At 62.7% G+C, this 16971-nt stretch carries 13 protein-coding genes; 5 read left to right on the forward strand and 8 right to left on the reverse strand.

The features are described 5' to 3' along the window. Window positions 1-6: 6 nt before the first annotated feature. The 5 genes from GO707_RS07670 to GO707_RS07690 form a co-directional block, all read right to left on the reverse strand. Window positions 7-633 carry a 4Fe-4S dicluster domain-containing protein gene (locus GO707_RS07670; protein WP_022739203.1) on the reverse strand — a complete coding sequence of 209 codons (627 nt, stop codon included), beginning with the start codon at window positions 631-633 and terminating at the stop codon, window positions 7-9. Then, window positions 623-3334 (reverse strand): molybdopterin-containing oxidoreductase family protein, encoded by a 2712-nt coding sequence (locus tag GO707_RS07675; RefSeq protein ID WP_157012708.1) that lies wholly within the window; start codon window positions 3332-3334, stop codon window positions 623-625. The genes GO707_RS07670 and GO707_RS07675 overlap by 11 nt, the downstream gene beginning before the upstream one ends. Window positions 3335-3397: 63 nt before the next feature. Then, the gene (locus GO707_RS07680; protein ID WP_114548966.1) at window positions 3398-4075 is read right to left on the reverse strand and encodes a hypothetical protein; all 678 of its coding nucleotides are present in this window, start codon (window positions 4073-4075) and stop codon (window positions 3398-3400) included. A gap of 195 nt (window positions 4076-4270) precedes the next feature. Beyond that, window positions 4271-6244, reverse strand: a complete 1974-nt coding sequence (locus tag GO707_RS07685) for an MDR family MFS transporter (RefSeq protein WP_232325712.1) — start codon at window positions 6242-6244, stop codon at window positions 4271-4273. A 139-nt stretch (window positions 6245-6383) separates the two neighbouring features. Then, on the reverse strand, window positions 6384-8060 hold the full coding sequence (locus tag GO707_RS07690; protein WP_022739179.1) for a LuxR family transcriptional regulator: 1677 nt from the start codon (window positions 8058-8060) through the stop codon (window positions 6384-6386). Window positions 8061-8265: 205 nt separating this feature from the next. On the opposite strand from GO707_RS07690, the gene GO707_RS07695 reads away from it, so the two are divergent. The 5 genes from GO707_RS07695 to dmsD all read left to right on the forward strand — a co-directional run bounded on the left by GO707_RS07695 (window position 8266) and on the right by dmsD (window position 13638). Further along, window positions 8266-10692 carry a DMSO/selenate family reductase complex A subunit gene (locus GO707_RS07695; RefSeq protein WP_157012709.1) on the forward strand — a complete coding sequence of 809 codons (2427 nt, stop codon included), beginning with the start codon at window positions 8266-8268 and terminating at the stop codon, window positions 10690-10692. Window positions 10693-10705: 13 nt separating this feature from the next. Next, window positions 10706-11338, forward strand: coding sequence for a DMSO/selenate family reductase complex B subunit (locus tag GO707_RS07700; RefSeq protein WP_022739171.1), 633 nt, complete (start codon window positions 10706-10708; stop codon window positions 11336-11338). A gap of 114 nt (window positions 11339-11452) precedes the next feature. Beyond that, the gene (locus GO707_RS07705) at window positions 11453-12082 is read left to right on the forward strand and encodes a 4Fe-4S dicluster domain-containing protein (RefSeq protein ID WP_022739168.1); all 630 of its coding nucleotides are present in this window, start codon (window positions 11453-11455) and stop codon (window positions 12080-12082) included. Further along, complete coding sequence (locus tag GO707_RS07710; protein ID WP_157012710.1) at window positions 12079-12933, forward strand: dimethyl sulfoxide reductase anchor subunit family protein; 855 nt, start codon at window positions 12079-12081, stop codon at window positions 12931-12933. Before GO707_RS07705 ends, GO707_RS07710 begins: the two co-directional genes overlap by 4 nt. Window positions 12934-12969: 36 nt before the next feature. Then, entirely contained in the window at window positions 12970-13638 is a 669-nt protein-coding gene (gene dmsD / locus GO707_RS07715) for a Tat proofreading chaperone DmsD (protein WP_231699571.1), read from the forward strand. A gap of 92 nt (window positions 13639-13730) precedes the next feature. Here the strand turns inward: dmsD and GO707_RS07720 are convergent, their stop codons facing one another. The 3 genes from GO707_RS07720 to GO707_RS07730 are packed head-to-tail and all read right to left on the reverse strand — an operon-like array spanning window position 13731 to window position 16928. Beyond that, entirely contained in the window at window positions 13731-14720 is a 990-nt protein-coding gene (locus tag GO707_RS07720) for an acyl-CoA dehydratase activase (protein WP_157012711.1), read from the reverse strand. Next, window positions 14717-15916 carry a hypothetical protein gene (locus tag GO707_RS07725; protein ID WP_232325713.1) on the reverse strand — a complete coding sequence of 400 codons (1200 nt, stop codon included), beginning with the start codon at window positions 15914-15916 and terminating at the stop codon, window positions 14717-14719. The genes GO707_RS07720 and GO707_RS07725 overlap by 4 nt, the downstream gene beginning before the upstream one ends. Then, window positions 15909-16928, reverse strand: coding sequence for an acyl-CoA dehydratase activase-related protein (locus tag GO707_RS07730; RefSeq protein ID WP_237974463.1), 1020 nt, complete (start codon window positions 16926-16928; stop codon window positions 15909-15911). The genes GO707_RS07725 and GO707_RS07730 overlap by 8 nt, the downstream gene beginning before the upstream one ends. Window positions 16929-16971: the final 43 nt, after the last annotated feature.

The raw sequence follows: 16971 nt of genomic DNA on the forward strand, positions 1-16971 counted from the left end.
TGCTCCTTACTCGGCCACCGGGTAGGCAGCCGTATGCGGATGATCGGCCGGCGCGATGCGATCCTGCCATTGGCCGATCATGCTCGTCATGATGTAACGGGTCGCAGGGTGGTTGCCCACGTCCTGCAGGGTGTGGATGTCGCCTTCGGAATACTTGGCCAGCTCCTTGGAGGCGTCGGAGTCAGGGTCGTCCAAATCGCCATAGAAGCGGGCGCCGGCCGCGCAGCTCTTCACGCAGGCAGGCAGCTTGTCCTGGGAGGTGAGATGCCCGCACAGCGTGCACTTCTCGGCGCACTTCTCAGCCGCGTTCCACGAGCGCACGCCGTAGGGGCAGGCCATCATGCAGTACTTGCAGCCGATGCACTTCTCCTTGTCCACCAACACGACGTTGTTCCCGTCGCGGTAGCTGGCGCCCGTGGGGCACACCGACACGCACGGGGCGTTCTCGCACTGCTGGCACATGGTCGGCAGCGCGTAGCGGGTCATGTCGGGATACTCCCCCACCGGGCCCACGGTGAACACCTTCGACCAGCGCTCGCCCAAGGCGACGCCATTCTCCATCTTGCATGCCACCTCGCACCCGAAGCATCCGGTGCAGCGGTCCAGGTTCACAACAATGCAATTACGCGCCATAGTCAAACACATCCTCGGTCTTGTCGCTGGGAGCGGGCATCCAGGGCTGGAACTGCTCGGGTTCGATCCACACGCTCTTCAGGATCTCGTCGTCGCTCGGACTTACCTTCACCTGGAAGCCGCGCAGGGTGTAGGTGCCGTACTCGGGGTTGTAGGGCGGGTCGTTCTTGGTGAGCACGTTGATGTTCATCACCTTGTAGGCCTGGGCCGGGTCGTCGGAATCCAGCAGCTCGGGAGCCCAGAAGCGTTCCTGGTACACGACGCCCTTGGCGATGGCGGTGGTGACGCGGGCCTTGCCGTGGGTCTTGCCGCGGCGGCTCTCGATGTTCACCCACTGGCCGTCGGCGATGCCGTACTTCTCGGCGTCCTCGGGGTGGATCCACATCTCCGGCACCGGGTAGATCTCGCGCAGATAGGGAATGTTGCGCAGGGTGCCGTGGTGGTACATGGGCAGTCGGCCCTCGGTGAGCACGAGCGGGTACTCGGTGTCGGTCAGGGGCGACTCGGCCGGCTCCACGTAGTAGCACAGAGGCTCGTAGTCGGCGCTGGCCGGCGGCAGCACGAGCGGCGCCTCCTCGGCGCACTGGGACCACGGGGCACCGGTGCGGCCCAAGATGATGTTGGACTCGCAGTACACTTCCAGCTTCTTCGACGGCGTGCCGAAGCCCTTGGGCTTGCCGGGATTCTCCTCGTCGTCGGCGAGGTAGGTCTGGTAGGTGCGGTACTCCTCGGGCGTGGCCCACTCGATGACGCCCTTCTCGCAGGCCTCGTCCCAGGTCATATCCAGCTTGTTCAGATGCTGCAGCTGCTTTTCGTACTCGTTCTTGTAGAACGGCGTGGTCATGCAGGCCACCTCGTCGAAGGCCTTGGGGCAGTGGGTGTTGCCGAGCTCGGCGCACTTCTGCACGATCTGGGTCCAGATGATGCCCTCTTCCACGGTCTCGAACAAGTGCGTGACCGCCTGGCGCATGACGATGGTGTTCAGCTGCGGAATGGTGAGGTTCGTCTCCAGCCACTCGGTGGTGGGCAGAAGCAGGTCGGCGCAGAGCACCGAGAACGCCGTCGGGTACATGAAGCACTGCACGATGTAGTCGAGGTTCGGCACGATCTCATCGAGGCAGGAGGAGTTGCCGAGCACCACGTGCTTGTTGCCGGAGCGCTCGATCCACATGTGGATCTGGTAGGGGTCGCCGTCCTTCATGGCCTTGAACACCGAGGGGATGTGCGCCATGTCCCAGCACAAGATGCCCTTGTGCTCGATGGTGCCGCAGCGCTTCATGACCTTCTCCTTGGAGAGCAGGCGGGGCGTGTTGCCCAGCTGGTCCTTGCAGGGGGCCGGCGCGAACTTCTGCAGCATGGTGCCGGGCTTCTCCACATTGCCCATGAGGAACTCGAGGTTCAGGGCACCCAGGGCGCACTGCTGGGACTGCACATACTGGTCGATGCACACGCCCTGCATGATGCCGGACTGGCCATTCGGGTCGGTGTAGATCTCAAGGGCGCGCTCGATCTGCTCGGGATCGAGCCAGCAGATCTCAGCGCCCTTCTCAAGCGTCCACTCCTCGCAGGACTCCTTCAGAAGCTGGCCGCCCGTGGCGCACTGCATGCCGTTGACTTCGTAGGTGCCGAACAGCGCCGGGGAGAGTCCCTCGTTCATGGGGAACTCCACGACCACCGGGGCGTTCTTCTCGGGATCCCATACCACGTAGTCGGCATCGGTGCCGGGCAGGCCCGCCTCGGTCGCCTTCAGCGTGAGGCGCGTCTCGGGGTTGATGAGGTAGGGCATGTTCGTCCAGGTGCGGCAGAATTCCGCATCGTACTTCTCGTTCTCGAGGATCCAGCGGGTCCAGGTGAGCAAGAGGGCCGCATCGGTGCCGGGGCGGATGGGCAGCCACACCTCGGCCTTGGCGGCGTCCAGGGTGTAGCGGGGGTCGATGACCACGGTGCGCAGGCCCTCCGGGCGATTGCGCAGCTCGGCCAGGGCGCGGCCGCCGGTGGCCACCGAGGAGTTGGACGGGTCGGTGCCCCAGAGCACGAGCGAGGTCACCGGGCTGTCGGTGTAGTAGTAGTCCCAGCCGTTGGAGTCGGAGAACGACAGGTTGTTGGGCTTGCCGGCGCCGTAGGCCAGAAGCGAGGCGCCCATGCGGGGCAGGTAGCACTGCGAGCAGCCCGGCTCCCACACGTTGGGGGTGTTGATGGCCTCGCCGAAGCGCTTCACGTTCGAGAAGTGCGGGTTTCCGCCGCCGCCCGTGGAAACGGAGATGGCCTCGGAGCCGTACTTGTCGGACACTTCGTTGATCTTGGTCGCGACCTCGGTGAGCGCCTCCTCCCACGAGATGCGCTCCCACTGGTTGCTTCCGCGCTCGCCCACGCGGCGCATGGGGTACTTGTTGCGGTTCGGGTGATAGAGCGCCTGGATGCCGGCGAGGCCCTTGGCACACACGCCGCCCTGGGACATGGGGCTTTCCGGATTCCCCTCGATCTTCACGACGCGGCCGTCCCGCACATGGGCCAGCACCGCGCAGCTGGCGATGCACGCGCGGCAGGACGTCTTGATGATCTTCACGTCCGACGCCTCGTCGGCATGGGCCGGATCAACTGCCGTGAGGCTGTCGGCCGCACTGATGCCCAGTGCCGTCACCGCTCCCATGGCCGCCGTGGATTTCAGGAATCCGCGACGCGTCATAGTGGCTCGACTCATAAGCCTTCTCCTTCTTTCCTCTTGATTGGCTTGCATGTCCCTGGAACAGGTGGCGTGGCGGCGCTAGGCCAGCAGTGCGCGCATGCGCTGGCCCGCTTCCGTCGTGCGCCAGGCACCGTCCCATGAGATACCGTCTACGGTCTCCAGCTTGGAGATGAAATAGCCGGGATAGATCTGCTTGGGGAAGCTCAGGGCCGGATGTCCCGCCAGGGCCTCCTCTATGGCGGCCTTGGAGGCCCCCGTCTCGCAGAGGGCGAGCACGCGCCCGTAGGCATCGCCGTAGCCGTCGGGCTCGGCGGCCAGAAGCTCGCTGAAACGCTTGGCGGGCTCGAACTCATCCAGGGCCGCGCGGCCCGCCTCAGTGGTATGCAGCAGATAGTCCACGGGCTGATCGGGAAGTTCGGCGGCGGGGGAATCAGCCACCGCGACGTCTGCGCCGCCATCGGCGCCCGCGGCATCGGCAGCGTCGGCGCTCCCGGCGCCGTCGGAGGGCAGGCTGCCAGCATGGGCGCCTTGCTCTTCAGACACCTCGATGGCCTCCACCGCCCCGCACTTCAACAGCATGGCGTAGAGCGCATGGGGCGTCTGCGTGGTGAGGGCCATGGCCCGCGACCCCGCAAGCGCGTCTTCCGCCTCGCGGAAGGGCCTCTCCTCCAAGGTCTCGCGCAGGCAGCCGAGCAGCGCCAAGGTGTTCGCGCGATTGGCCAGAAGGGCCTTGCGCACCGCTTCGTAGTTCTCCATCGTCTCTCCTCGCTCTCTTCGGCGATGGGAGCACTCTACCGAGAAGGGGCGTGGGGCCGAAACGTCCGCAATTGATGAAAAACCTGGAGCTCGTTGGTGAAATAGCTCCAAGAAGGGCCATCACCCATGGTTGGTGATGGCCCTATGAGATGCCCGTTCAGACGGAAAATTGTGGGTGAGGTTATCGCCGGGAACCTACTTCTCCAAAAGGTCGATGGCCTCCACCAGGGAGCGCATGATGTTGCGGCGGGACAGGGCGCCGACGAGCTTGCCGTTCTCCACCACCGGCACCTTCTTGATGCGCTTGGCGGCGAACAGGGCGCACACCTCGTCCACCGGCGTCGTGGCCTCTACGGAGATCACGCGGCGGGTGGCCACGGCCATGACGTTGAGGCCCATGAGCTCGCGCAGGCGCGTGGCGGCGTCCTCGTCGTCGATGTAGCGGTAGCCATTCAGCAGCGTGGAATCGACGAGCGCGATCTCGGTCTTGCCGAGGTAGCTCGCCACGTCGCCGTCGGACACGAAGCCCACCAAGTCGCCAGTGCCGTTCACCACGGGAAGCCCGCTCGTCTGGTTGGCGTCCATAAGGCGGATGACCTCGGCCATGGTAGCGGTGTCGGCCGCGCACACCGGCTCGCGGTTCATCACGTCGGCTGCCGTGTAGGTGCGCTCAGCATCCCATGACTCACCCAGGGTGCCGTCCACGGTCACGCCGTCGAAACCGGCCGCGTAGTCCACGGGCTCCGCACCGCGCTCGGCCGCCGTCACGGCCGCAGCGCCGGGCATCTTCGCCTTGTCGCGCACAAAGAACAGAATGACGAGCGCCGCTACGCCCATCAAAATGAAGGTGGTCATGAAGGCCATGTGATCGCCGAGGTAGGCCTGCTCGAGCGGGGCGGCGTCGGGAGCCACGGAAGGCGCCAGCGCCGAGATGGACACCAGCACCGCCGTGCCAAGGGAGGCCGCCACCTGGTTCAACGTATTTGACACACCCTGAGCGTGCTGGATGACGCTGTTGTCGAGCGAGTTCACGCCCCAGGTGTTCAGCGGCGTCATAGTGAACTGCAGGCCCACCACGAGCACCGTATAGGTGATCGTCAGGTTGATGAAGCTGCTGTCGATGCCCAGCCGCGCCAAGCCCGACGCCCCCAGCACCGCCACGATAACGCCAGGAATCACCACGCGGCGCACGCCGAAACGGTCGAACAGACGCCCCGACACAAGACCCATGAACGCGCCGATAAGCGCGCCCGGCAGCATGGCCACGCCCGACATAGTTGCGGAGAATCCAAGCACGCCCTGAATGTAGAGCGGCGTGATGACGCCCGTGCCCATAAGCGCCGCCTGCACGATGACGATAATGACGACCGCTGTGGCGTACTTGCGCGTACGCAGAATGCCCACCTGCAGCATAGGCTCGGGCAATGTCAGCTGGCGCCGCACGTACAGGGCGCACAGCACCAACCCCGCCGCGATGAGCCCCGCAGTGACCGCCATGTTATCGGAGGAGGCGAAGGTAGACAGCCCATACAGCACGCAGACGAGCCCTACCGTGGACAGAACCACCGAAAGCTTGTCAAAGGGGGCGCGCGCGAAGTTGCCGTAGTTTCTCAGCACCACCACAGCCAGCACGATCACCACTACCGACAGCACGGTCACGATAGCGAACAGCGCCCGCCAGCCCACCGAATCCACCAAAAGGCCCGCCACCGAAGGGCCCACGGCCGGAGCAAAGCCAATGATGAGCCCGATGACGCCCATGGCCGTGCCGCGCTTCTCGCGGGGGAACACGAGCAGGATCACCGTGAACACCATGGGCATGGACATGCCGGTGCAGGCGGCCTGCAGCACGCGACCGAGCAGCAGCACCCAGAAGTTCGGCGCCACAGCTGCCGCCAAGCTGCCCGCCGTGAACAGCGCGAAAGCCGAGATGAACAGCTGGCGCGTGGAGAAGCGCCCGATAAGATAAGCCGAAAGCGGAATGACGACCGCTTCCACCAGCGAATAGCCGCTCGTCAGCCACTGCACCGTGGTGGCGTCCACTTGCAAGTCGCCCATGATGGCCGGCAGTGCCGGCGACAACAACGTCTGGTTCAGCACGGCCAAAAGCACGCCCACCAGAAGCACGCCCACCATCACCAGTTCTTTTCTTCCAACACCCAATGCCATTCCGCATCTACCTCGCTCTCGCATCTCGTCCGTGAAAAAAGTGAATGTTCTGATGCTATGGGTTCAGCGGAAAAAGAAAAGAGGCCGCTCGGTAAGCGGCGAGGAGGCTCCTGCCATCTTTGCAATACTGCAAAGATGGCTAATCCCCCAATTCGCGCAGCATATCGAGAAGCTCTTGGCGGCGATGAATGTCCAATTTGGTGTAAATATGCTTAGCGTGAGTACGCACAGTATTCTCGCTGATAACAAGCCGCTCGGCGATGGCCGCCATGGAGTTGCCACGGGCGATGAGCTCCATCACCTCTGTCTCGCGCATGGAAAGACCGTGGCGTTCCTGCAGTACCAGGCACTGCTTGGAAAGCCGGTCGCGAATGGCACCGGCGTCCTCCGAAGCCGAAGGCCGACGTCGACGACGTTTGGCTGGCGTGGCCGGTTTATCGTCGGCAGTAGATCTTACGCGGGAATCGCCATCCTCCAAAGACTCCGCTGACGCTCTGCCCAGTTCCGCTCCTAAGCCGCAGTTTGCCTTTCGAGTATCCTCGCCAAAGACCGAGCCGCTTCCTCTCCCCACTGACACGGCGGGCACGGCGGCAAGAGAATAGAACTCGATGGGGTCGGCGGTTACGGTGCCTTTCGACACCATCGGCCTGAAAAGGGTTCCCGTAGAGACCAGGAGCGTGATCCCCAGTCCGCAGCTAGAGATAAGCGCCACGAAATACAACCACTGGGAGCCCGCGGGCACCGTCAATTCGCTCGCCCAGCCAAAAAGGAAGCCGACGCTTTGCAAAATATAGACGATAGCCCCAAAGAACCCGTAGATGAACACAGGATTGATACCACGATCGCGGGAGACCTGGGCGCACTGCATCATCATGAGCATCTGCACAAGGGAAAAGACCATGTAGGCGACCGCCGCGAAGGCGTTCAGATACACCAAGCCACAAAACGGCATGAGAAGAAATCCCAGCGTGAGCAGCGGATATACCACGCGGAACACAGAGATGAGGCCGAAGCGAAAGCTCATGCGGTGCCACAGGACTAAAAGCACCGCAGCCGCAATAAACGAACCAAGCATGGACGCGCTGTTGACAAGCGAGCTAATTTCCTCATGTAGCAGAGCGATTCCGCGAATGACGCCGGCTACCAGAGCAAGCGACCCCACGCATAAAGCACTGCGCCAATAGTCGGCCACCACTTGACGGTAGACGCGCGGGTGCTGACGCGGGACGTCCTCGAACATGGGCTGCTCGAAGTTCATCTCGCGCACCGAAAGTGCCACGCACAGACCGCACAGAGGCACGAAGATCAGGGGGACGAGAAAAGCCGTTAGCGCAATGGGCACTAAATACAGGGCAAGGTAGATGAAGGGAGCGATAGCCGTGCCCACAATAAGGCGGAAATTGCCGGTTCTCGCATCGAGGGAAGCAAAATACCGCTGCCAGAGCATGAACATGCCGGCGCACCCGATTCCGAGAAGCACCCCGCCAGCTCCCACAAATGCAATGGCAGCCGATGCCACGTACATGGCCGTAATCAGACAGGCCGACCCAAGGAATAGCAGGACAGCGGAAAGCGAGACGAGCATGCGCCGAGCACCGTAGGGAAAGAAATACGATCCCAGCATACTCGCCAGGAAGGCGCCGCCAAAAGCCACAGCCTGAGTCAAAAAGAACGTGAGAGTCACTTCCACCGTCTGAAACTCAAGGGGAAGAAACGGGAAGATGCCGCCCCATACCGAGGTGGCATTCACCGTGAGGAAACAAGCATAGCCCCAACTTGACGCATGGCCGATTGCGCTGGCACTCTCGGTCGCCATAGCTTGACCTCCTCTCTTATCTCGGTGGCACGCATGGTAGCATAGGAGGACGCGCCTGTTAGGCAAATGACCGCACTTCGGTATCACCCGAAAACGCGCGAACTGGGGTTTTGTCCTTAAATCACACTTGTCGTGTGATTCGGCACTTCCCCTTTTCCGGTACTTTTGAAAGCGGCGAGAAGGCAATTCAACTAGAGGAGGGACTATGACTGAAACCCAATCCACCCTGTCGCGCCGCACCTTCGTCAAAGGCTCGCTCGCGGGCCTGGCTGCCACGGGAGCCGCGGGTACCGCACTCTTCGGATGCGCACCCCAATCTGGCACCGGAGCCGGGGAGGAGCCCATGGCCGCCACCGGAGAGGAGACTGCGCCCGACGAGATCCACTGGAGTCAGTGCAACGTCAACTGCGGCGGCAACTGCGTCTTCCAGTGGCACTCCCGCGATGGCAAAGTGCTCTACATGGAGACCGATAACACAGGAGATACCGACTTGCAGGCCCGCGCCTGTCTACGCGGCCGCTCCATGCGACGCTGGCTCAACAGCCCCGACCGTCTGCTGTACCCCATGAAGCGTGCGGGCAAACGCGGCGAAGGAAAGTTCGAGCAGATTACCTGGGACGAGGCTATCGACACCATCGCCAGCGAGCTGAAACGCGTCATCGACACCTATGGCAATGAGGCCATCTACGTCAACTACGCCACAGGCATGTACTCGAAAACAGGCAACCCCACCGCCCGATTGCTCAACCTGCTCGGCGGCTACCTAAACCGTTCCTATGACTATTCGGCCCACATGATCGAGGCCGTCGCGCCCTACATGTACGGTACGTCGCTCGACGGCTCTTCTCTGACTGAGGCAACCGAGCATTCTGATCTCATCGTCATGTTCGGCAACAGCCCCGCCGAAACTCGCATGGGCGGTGCCAATGCCTCATGGGATTTCGCCCGCCTTCGCGAAGCCATTCAGAACCGCGGCGGCAAAATTATCTCTATCGACCCGCGCATGAACGAGACGGTCTCCGGCCACCCTGACGAATGGCTTCCCATTCGCCCTGGTACCGACGCGGCCCTCTGCGCGGCCATCGCTCATGAATGGATCGTCGAAGGCAAAGTGGACAAGGAATCCCTCGATACTTACTGCCTCGGCTACGACGAGGACACCATGCCCGAATCCGCCAAAGGTCAGAACAAATCCTACAAGGATTACATTATGGGCACTGGCTGGGACATGGTGGAGAAGACGCCCGAGTGGGCCGCCCCCATCACTCAGATTCCTGCCTCCAGCATCCGCGAACTAGCCAACACCATCGCTGCTGCTAAGGCACCCTTCATCACCCAGGGATGGGGCCCCCAGCGCCACACAAATGGCGAGGACGCCTGCCGCTCTATTTACATGCTGCCGCTCCTCCTAGGCAAGTGGGGACTTCCGGGCACCAACAACGGGGAGCGTGAATCCGCGGCGCTCACAAGTCTCGTTCCCGGCTTGCCAGCAGGCGAAAACCCCGTCACGCTTTCCATTCCCGCTTATCAGTGGGTTAACGCCGTGGATCACGGCCATACCATGACCGCCACAAATTCCGGTCTTGTCGGAGGCGATGAACTTGGTACCGATATCAAGTTCATCTGGAACTACGCCGGCAACTGTCTGACCAACCAGCATGGCGATATCAACATGACCCATGAGATTCTCGTCGACGAATCGAAATGCGAGTTCATCCTCGTCTGGGACACGGTCATGACCGACTCGGCGAAATACGCTGACATTCTGCTGCCCGATGCCATGCGCTCAGAACAAATGAACCTGCAGACCCAGGGATACACCGAATGGTACTCGGGCGTAGTTCTGGGTACTCCCGCTCAAGAAGCACCCGGCGAGTGTCGCTCGAGCTATGACGTCATGGCCGACATTGCCGATAAGTTCGGCGTGCGTGATGCGTTCACCGAAGGCCGCACTCATGACGAATGGGTAAAGTTCCTCTATGAGCAGGGGGCCGAAGAAGATGGCTCCATGCCGACCTGGGAGGAAATGCTCGAGCAGGGCGTATACAAGCGACCCGTTGAACCCTACATCGCCTTCGAAGCGTTCCGCAACGATCCCTCCGCCAACCCACTGGGCACCCCCTCCGGAAAAATCGAGATCTTCTCCGAAGCGCTGGACGAGATGTCACGTACCTGGGATCTTGAAGAGGGCGAGGTAATTTACCCCATCCCCGTCTTCCAAGCAGGATTTCACGGATACGGTTCCGTCACCGAGGAATTCCCCCTCTACTGCTGCGGTTTCCATCACAAGAGCCGCACCCATTCATCGTTCGGCTTCATCCCCGAGCTTGAAGCCGTGGCCCGTCAGCAGCTGTGGGTAAACCCCGCTGATGCCGAGAGCCGCTCAATTGAAGACGGCGACCTGATTGCCGTGACAAGTCCGGTTGGCGAGATTCGCATCGAGGCGAAGGTGACGCCCCGCGTCATCCCCGGAACTGTAATGATTCCGCAGGGCGCCTGGCACAAGGCCAACATGAATGGCGACAAGGTGGACGAGGGCGGCTGCGTGAACACGCTCACGCAGTACAAACCAACGCCGATGGCCAAGGGCAACGGCACTCACTCCATGATCGTCCAGATTGCGAAGGCCTAAGGGAGGTACGAAGATGACTCAGTACGGATTCTATTTCGACAGCACCCGCTGCACCGGCTGCCGCACCTGCGAGATGGCCTGCAAAGACTACAACGACCTGCCCGCCAACTACGCTTTCCGCCGCGTGTTCGACTACGAGGGTGGCGATTGGAAAGACAACGGTGACGGTACCTTTGAGCCGACGAGCTGGGCCTACCACGTGTCCATGGCCTGCAACCACTGTGCAATGCCGGCCTGCGTGGCCAATTGCCCCCAAGGCGCCTTGGAAAAGGATGCCGATACCGGGCTCGTGTCCCGCGACGAGGAGAAGTGCATTGGCTGCGGCACTTGCGTGAAAAGCTGTCCCTACGAGGTGCCCGTAGTGGACACCGAGACCATGAAATCCGCGAAATGCGACGGCTGCGCCTCCCGCGTGGCCGAGGGCAAGATGCCGATCTGCGTGGACGCCTGTCCGCTTCGGGCCCTCGAGTTCGGGGACATCGAAAAGTTGCGAGCGGCGCACCCCGGCACCGTGGACGGCATTGCCCCCATGGCTCCTCCGGATGCGACGAAGCCCTCTGTGGCCATTCTGGCCTGCCCGGCCGCCAAAGACTGCGGTGACACCACCGGCGCCATCGCGAATCCGAAGGAAGTGGAAAACGCCTAAGGAGCATTCAGGGCCGCCGCGACCCCTCCCTCATAGGCGGCGGCCCGCTTCCGATATGATTGAGGCGTAGCACGGATTCGCCCGAGCTACGCCGTTTGAAGGGACTTGGAGACCATGCCGAAGGGATTTTTCTTCGATAACGCGCGCTGCACTGGATGCAGGACCTGCGTCATGGCCTGCAAGGACTACCACGACCATGGGCCCGACGAAGGATTTCGCCGCGTGCTCGACTACGAGGGCGGCGACTGGAACGTAGCAGAGGACGGAACCGTTTCCCAAGACGCCTTCGCCTATCACATTTCTCTGGCCTGCAACCATTGCGCCAGCCCCGCCTGCACCCAGGTATGCCCCACAGGGGCCATGCATCGCGATGAGACGGGGCTTATCTGGCCCGACATCACCAAATGCATCGGTTGCGGCTACTGTACCATGGCCTGCCCCTACCATGCGCCCGTCATCGATAAAGAGCTCAAGCGCTCGAGCAAGTGCGATGGCTGCCGCGAGCGTCTGGCCGCGGGGCAGGCCCCTATCTGCGTGGAGGCCTGCCCCTTGCGCGCCTTGGATTTCGGGGAGAAGGGCGACATCTTCGAGCGCCATGCCGAATGGTGGGACGAGGTGCGCGGCGACATCCTTCCTTTGCCTTCGGAAACGGAGACCGGGCCCAATTTATTCATCCGGCCCTGCCCCGCTGCTGCCCAAGGTCGCAAGGGCGCGCTGGTCAACCGCAAGGAAATCGGCTTATGACAAGCGGCCTCGACAATCTTTCCCTTGCGCTGTTCACCGCCTTGGCCCCTGCAGGCGTCGTAGCTTTCATCATCATGGCTCTGGCGCGCCTATTTGCTATCGACCACGAGCGCGCGGTTCGCATCGACCGCATGATCGCGCTGCCTTTCGCCGTTGCGCTCGTTGTCTTCATCGCCTCGGCAACGCATCTGGGTACGCCGGCCAACGCGCTTCACGTGTTCTCAGGCGTGGGAACCTCTCCGCTTTCCAACGAGGTGCTGGCCGCCGTGATGTTCTTATTCCTGGCTGGATCCTATTGGATGGTCGCCTTCAAGGTGAACTTTCCCGATGCTGCTGCGAAGCCATGGCTGCTCGTCGCTTGCCTTGCAGGAATCGCCCTGCTAGCGTGCACCTCCCAAGCCTACGCCGTGCGCACCGTGCCCACCTGGAACACACCTTATTCACCGGCGAACCTTTTGCTCACGGGCTTATTCGAGGGGACCGTGCTAAGCCAGCTGTTTCTTGCCGCTGCGAAAGTACCCCTATCACGATGGAGTTTTCTCCTTGTGGGCCTGGGGGCGGCGAGCCTTGCTGCCGGCGTCGTCTCCATGCTCGCCCAGAACGCCTATCTGGCCTCAATCGCCAACAATGAGATATCCGCAGCCTCGCTTGCGCCGGGCTACCCCCTTGTCATCGGCATCTTCGCCCTTGTCGGGGCTGGCGCGCTCCTCCTCGACGGCTGGGCCCTGCGACCCCGAGCAACCGAGTGTGCGCGCCTCATCCTGCGTATCGCCGCCGCCATCCTCGCCTTCGCCGCCGTCTTTGCAACACGCATTGTGTTCTACAATCTGCATATGACCGTCGGATTCTAGCCCGCCGAAATCACTGACTTGCTCAGGAGGCTTTCCTTGACCCCATCCGTAGATGTCCTGAACAGCCTGTCATTTGCAGGCGCCACACTATCTCCCCTGTTTCTGCAGGATCCACGCACTGGTAGCGCAGGAGCGCTTTTCGAAGCATTGAGCTTGCTTAACGCCGACGAGGCTACGGCAGAATGGCCTTTGGCCGACAAAACCGAGGCGCAAGAAGGCCTCGATCTTATCGTTGCGGGGCTGAAAGCGAGCCGCGCCACCGAAGCCGACGGGGCTTTCTGCGCCGAAGACAAGCTTGTGGACGAGTACCGAAGACTGTTCATCGGCCCTGCGCAAAAACCGGCGCCGCCTTGGGGCTCCGTCTATACCGACCGGGAGCAAGTCATCTTCGGGGAAAGCACACTGCGTCTGCGGAGCTGGATGCGCCAACACGGCATCGCTCGCCTCGCAGACGACCGCATGCCTGACGACCATATCGGCCTTATGCTCTCGCTGCTCGCCACTTTGACTGAAGAACGCCCCGAGCTGGTAGAAGAGTACTTGTCTGAGCATCTTCTCCCTTGGGCCCCCCATTATCTGGGCCTTCTGGAAGTCTGCGCCGAGCATCCTTTCTATAAAGGGCTCGCCCTTCTCACCAAAGCCACGCTGAAGGGAGCGCAGGACGAGCTGTCGCTTGTCGTGATCGAACCTCGCTTTTATCGCTAAGCGTCGACGGGTAATGTTGCCGTACGAAAAAGGGGCCGCCAAAGCAGCCCCATGCCATCAACAAAATCTCCTGCACCACGGCGAAAGAGTCCCTACGCTGTGGTCTTCACGGCGCCCTTGTCACAGCGGTTGCCCCAGGAGTCGATGATGTCCCTGTCGCGGTAGACGCAGATGACCTCGCAGTGGTTGGCGCACTTCTGGCATTCGATCTCGCGGGTCTTGAAGTCGAAGTCGAGCATCGCCTCGAAGTCGAAGGTGCCGCTTACGAACGGACCCGACTCGGCTCCCGTAATAGGGCCGGCATCGGCGGCAAGCAGCGCCACGCCGAAAGCGCCCATGAGGTGCCCGTCCGGATCCACCGCCACGGGCATCCCCAGCTGCTCCTCGAAGGCGTGCACCACCCCAGCGTTCTTGGAAACGCCGCCCTGGAACACCACGGGCGCGGCGATCTTCTTGCCCTTGCCCACGTTGTTCAGGTAGTTCGACGCCACAGCGTTGCACAAGCCGGCGATGATGTCCTCGCGCGCGTAGCCCACCTGGATCTTGTGCACGAGATCGCTCTCGGCGAACACGGTGCAGCGGGCGGCGATGTTGGCCGGCTTGGTGGAAGTGAGCGCGATGTCGCCGAACTCCTCTACCTCCACGCCCAAGCGGTGCGCCTGCGACGACAGAAACGAGCCGGTGCCCGCGGCGCACAAGGTGTTCATGGCGTAGTCCACCGCGATGCCGTCGGACACGCAGATGATCTTGGAATCCTGGCCGCCGATCTCCAGAATGGTGCGCACGTCCGGGTGCAGATGGGTGGTGCCCACGGCATGGGCGGTGATCTCGTTCTTGATCACGGAAGCCCCCAGCATGGCCCCCACGAGACGCCGCGCGCTGCCCGTCGTGCCAGCGCCGACGATATCCACCCCCGCGCCTTCCACCTGGCGCTCCAGCTCGCGCACGACATTCTTCGACGCCTCGGTCGGGTTGCCCTCGGTCCACAAATACGAACGCGCGATGATGGCGCGGTTCTCGTCGATGATCACGCCCTTCGTGGAAATGGAGCCGATGTCGATGCCGAGATAACCCTTTGTCATTTGCTCTTCTCCTTCTTCATGGAAAGCATGTCGTAGAACGCCTCGAGGCGCGTGTCCAGGCCGGTGTCGGAGGTCTGGGAGTCGTAGGTAAGGTACAGCACGGGCACCGAGTAGTCCTCGCTCACCTTCTGCAGCACGGGGATGCAGTCGATCTCCGGCGTGCACCCGGCGCTCTTCGCGTGGATGAGGCCGTCGAAGCCCCCCGCAGCGTACTTCTTCGCCGCCGCCACGGTGAGCGTGGAGGTGGGCCCCATGTCATAGGTCAGGTAGTCTTTCGCCCCCACGCGCAGGTTCGGCTCGTTGTAGCGAAGGTAGCGGTTCGTGAAGTTCAACATGCGGTGCACTTCCACGCCCATGGCGACGAGCTTGTGGTCGAGCCCTAGGTTGCTGCGCTCGTCGATGGCCGTAAACATCTCGCCGACGATGCCGATGCGGATGGGATCGGCGGGCTTGTCCAGCGGAATGGCGCGGAAGGCGGCCATGGCCTCGCGGTACGCCTCATTGATGTCGCGCTCGTCCAGGCAGGTGCGCATGGCGTCCATCGCCGACACCCAGGCGGCGTCGAAGGCCCCGCGCTCCATCTCGAAACCGGCGTTGGCCAGGTAGAAGTCGCGCAGGGAGTCCAAGTGCTCGATCATCTTCGCCACGGCCTTCAGCTTCACCACGCCGTGGGGAACGTCGATGTTCGGGTTCACCGTCTTCAGCACTTCCTTGGCCCAGCCGATGTACCCCAGTTCGATGCCCCGGGCAAAGTTCATCATGATGAACTCGTAGCCCATGTCCCGCAAGATGGACTCCTGCAGCTCGCCGTAATAGCCCAGCCGGCACGGGCCGCCGAACTGGATGAGGATGTCGGCGCCCAAATCGAGCGCCTCGGCGAAATCGCCCAGGATGTGCTTGAAAGGCGTGCACACGTAATCGCTCGAGTTCTGGACGCCCACCTCGCTGGCGGCGCGGGTGGCCTCGGGCAGGGGCAGGTAGTCCACGTCGAGCACCTGCTCGCAGAAGAACTTGAACGCCGGATCGTAGTAGCAGTAGCGGAAGAACGCCGCCTTGGTGTACTTATGGTGCTTGGCCTTGTGCTTGGCGGCTTTGGCGGCCTTGCGGTCGGCCAGAAGCGTCGGGGCATGGCGCCGCTCCAGCTCAACAGCCACCGAGGAGCGCACCTGCTCGATGAGGGCCTGGGGCTTACTCATGGACATAGCCTCCCTTCTGCTGGAAGCGCAGGATGTCGACGAAGCTCTCTACGCGAGTCTCCACGCCGGCGGTGCCGGACTGCGCATCGATCATCAGGTTCAGAATCGGCGTGCCCTGGATGCAGCGCATGATGGCGTCGTCGGTCATGGAGTCGGGGCCGCAGGGGAAGGCGCTGATGAGCACGATGCCGTCGATGTCATCCTGCGCCAGGAGGATAGAGCCTATGAGCTCGCGGTTGATGAGCCACGGCATGGTGCCGGAGAACTCGAAGCTCTTCTTGTAGGCGCGCTCGTGATCCATGGCGTCGGCGTAGACGACCGTGGCGCCCATCTCCTCGAGCGAATCGATGACCGCGCCGGAGAGGTACGGATCGTGGGAAATGTAGGGGTGGGCCACCACGAGGATGCCAAGCGGGCGCGCGACCGCATCGTCGCCGGCCGCGGCGGCGGCATCGGCGGCCCGGCGCTCGTCGACCAGGCGGCGCAGCGTGCGCTCCTGGGCGGTGGCCAGCGCCTCGTCGTGGGCGCGCTGGGCGTCCCAGGCGGCCTTGAAGGCAGCGCGGGCGTCCTTGGGCGCGACGCCCATGCGGGCGGCCATGTCGCAGAAGGCGCGGCGCACGTCCTTCGCCTTCCGGGCATTTTGCACCTCGCAGGAGATGACGCGCAGCTTGTCGTCGCGGAAGGTGTTGCGCACCATATCGGTGGCCGACTGGAACTTCGTGCAGAACCCGCTGCGGTGGTCGCTCGTCGGATAGCAGGGCACGAAGACGGCGTCGCAGCGGCCCGCAAGGCTTTCCACGTGCCCGATGAACACCTTCGAGGCCAGGCAGCACTCGTCCACGGAAAGACGATCGCCCCCATCGGCGATGGCCTTGTCCGTCGGGTCGCTCACCACCACGGTGCGCCCGATGGATTCGAAGAACGTGGTCCACAGCACGCCGAAGCGATAGAACAGAAGCGCGCGGGGAATGCCCACCACCTGCACATCGGCCCAATCTGTCGTTTGGGGCACGGGCAACCTCCTCAGGTATCGAGGCGCCGGCCGAGCGGCCCGG

It is taken from the genome of Adlercreutzia rubneri, from assembly GCF_009755265.1.
Classification (GTDB): Bacteria; Actinomycetota; Coriobacteriia; order Coriobacteriales; family Eggerthellaceae; genus Adlercreutzia; species Adlercreutzia rubneri.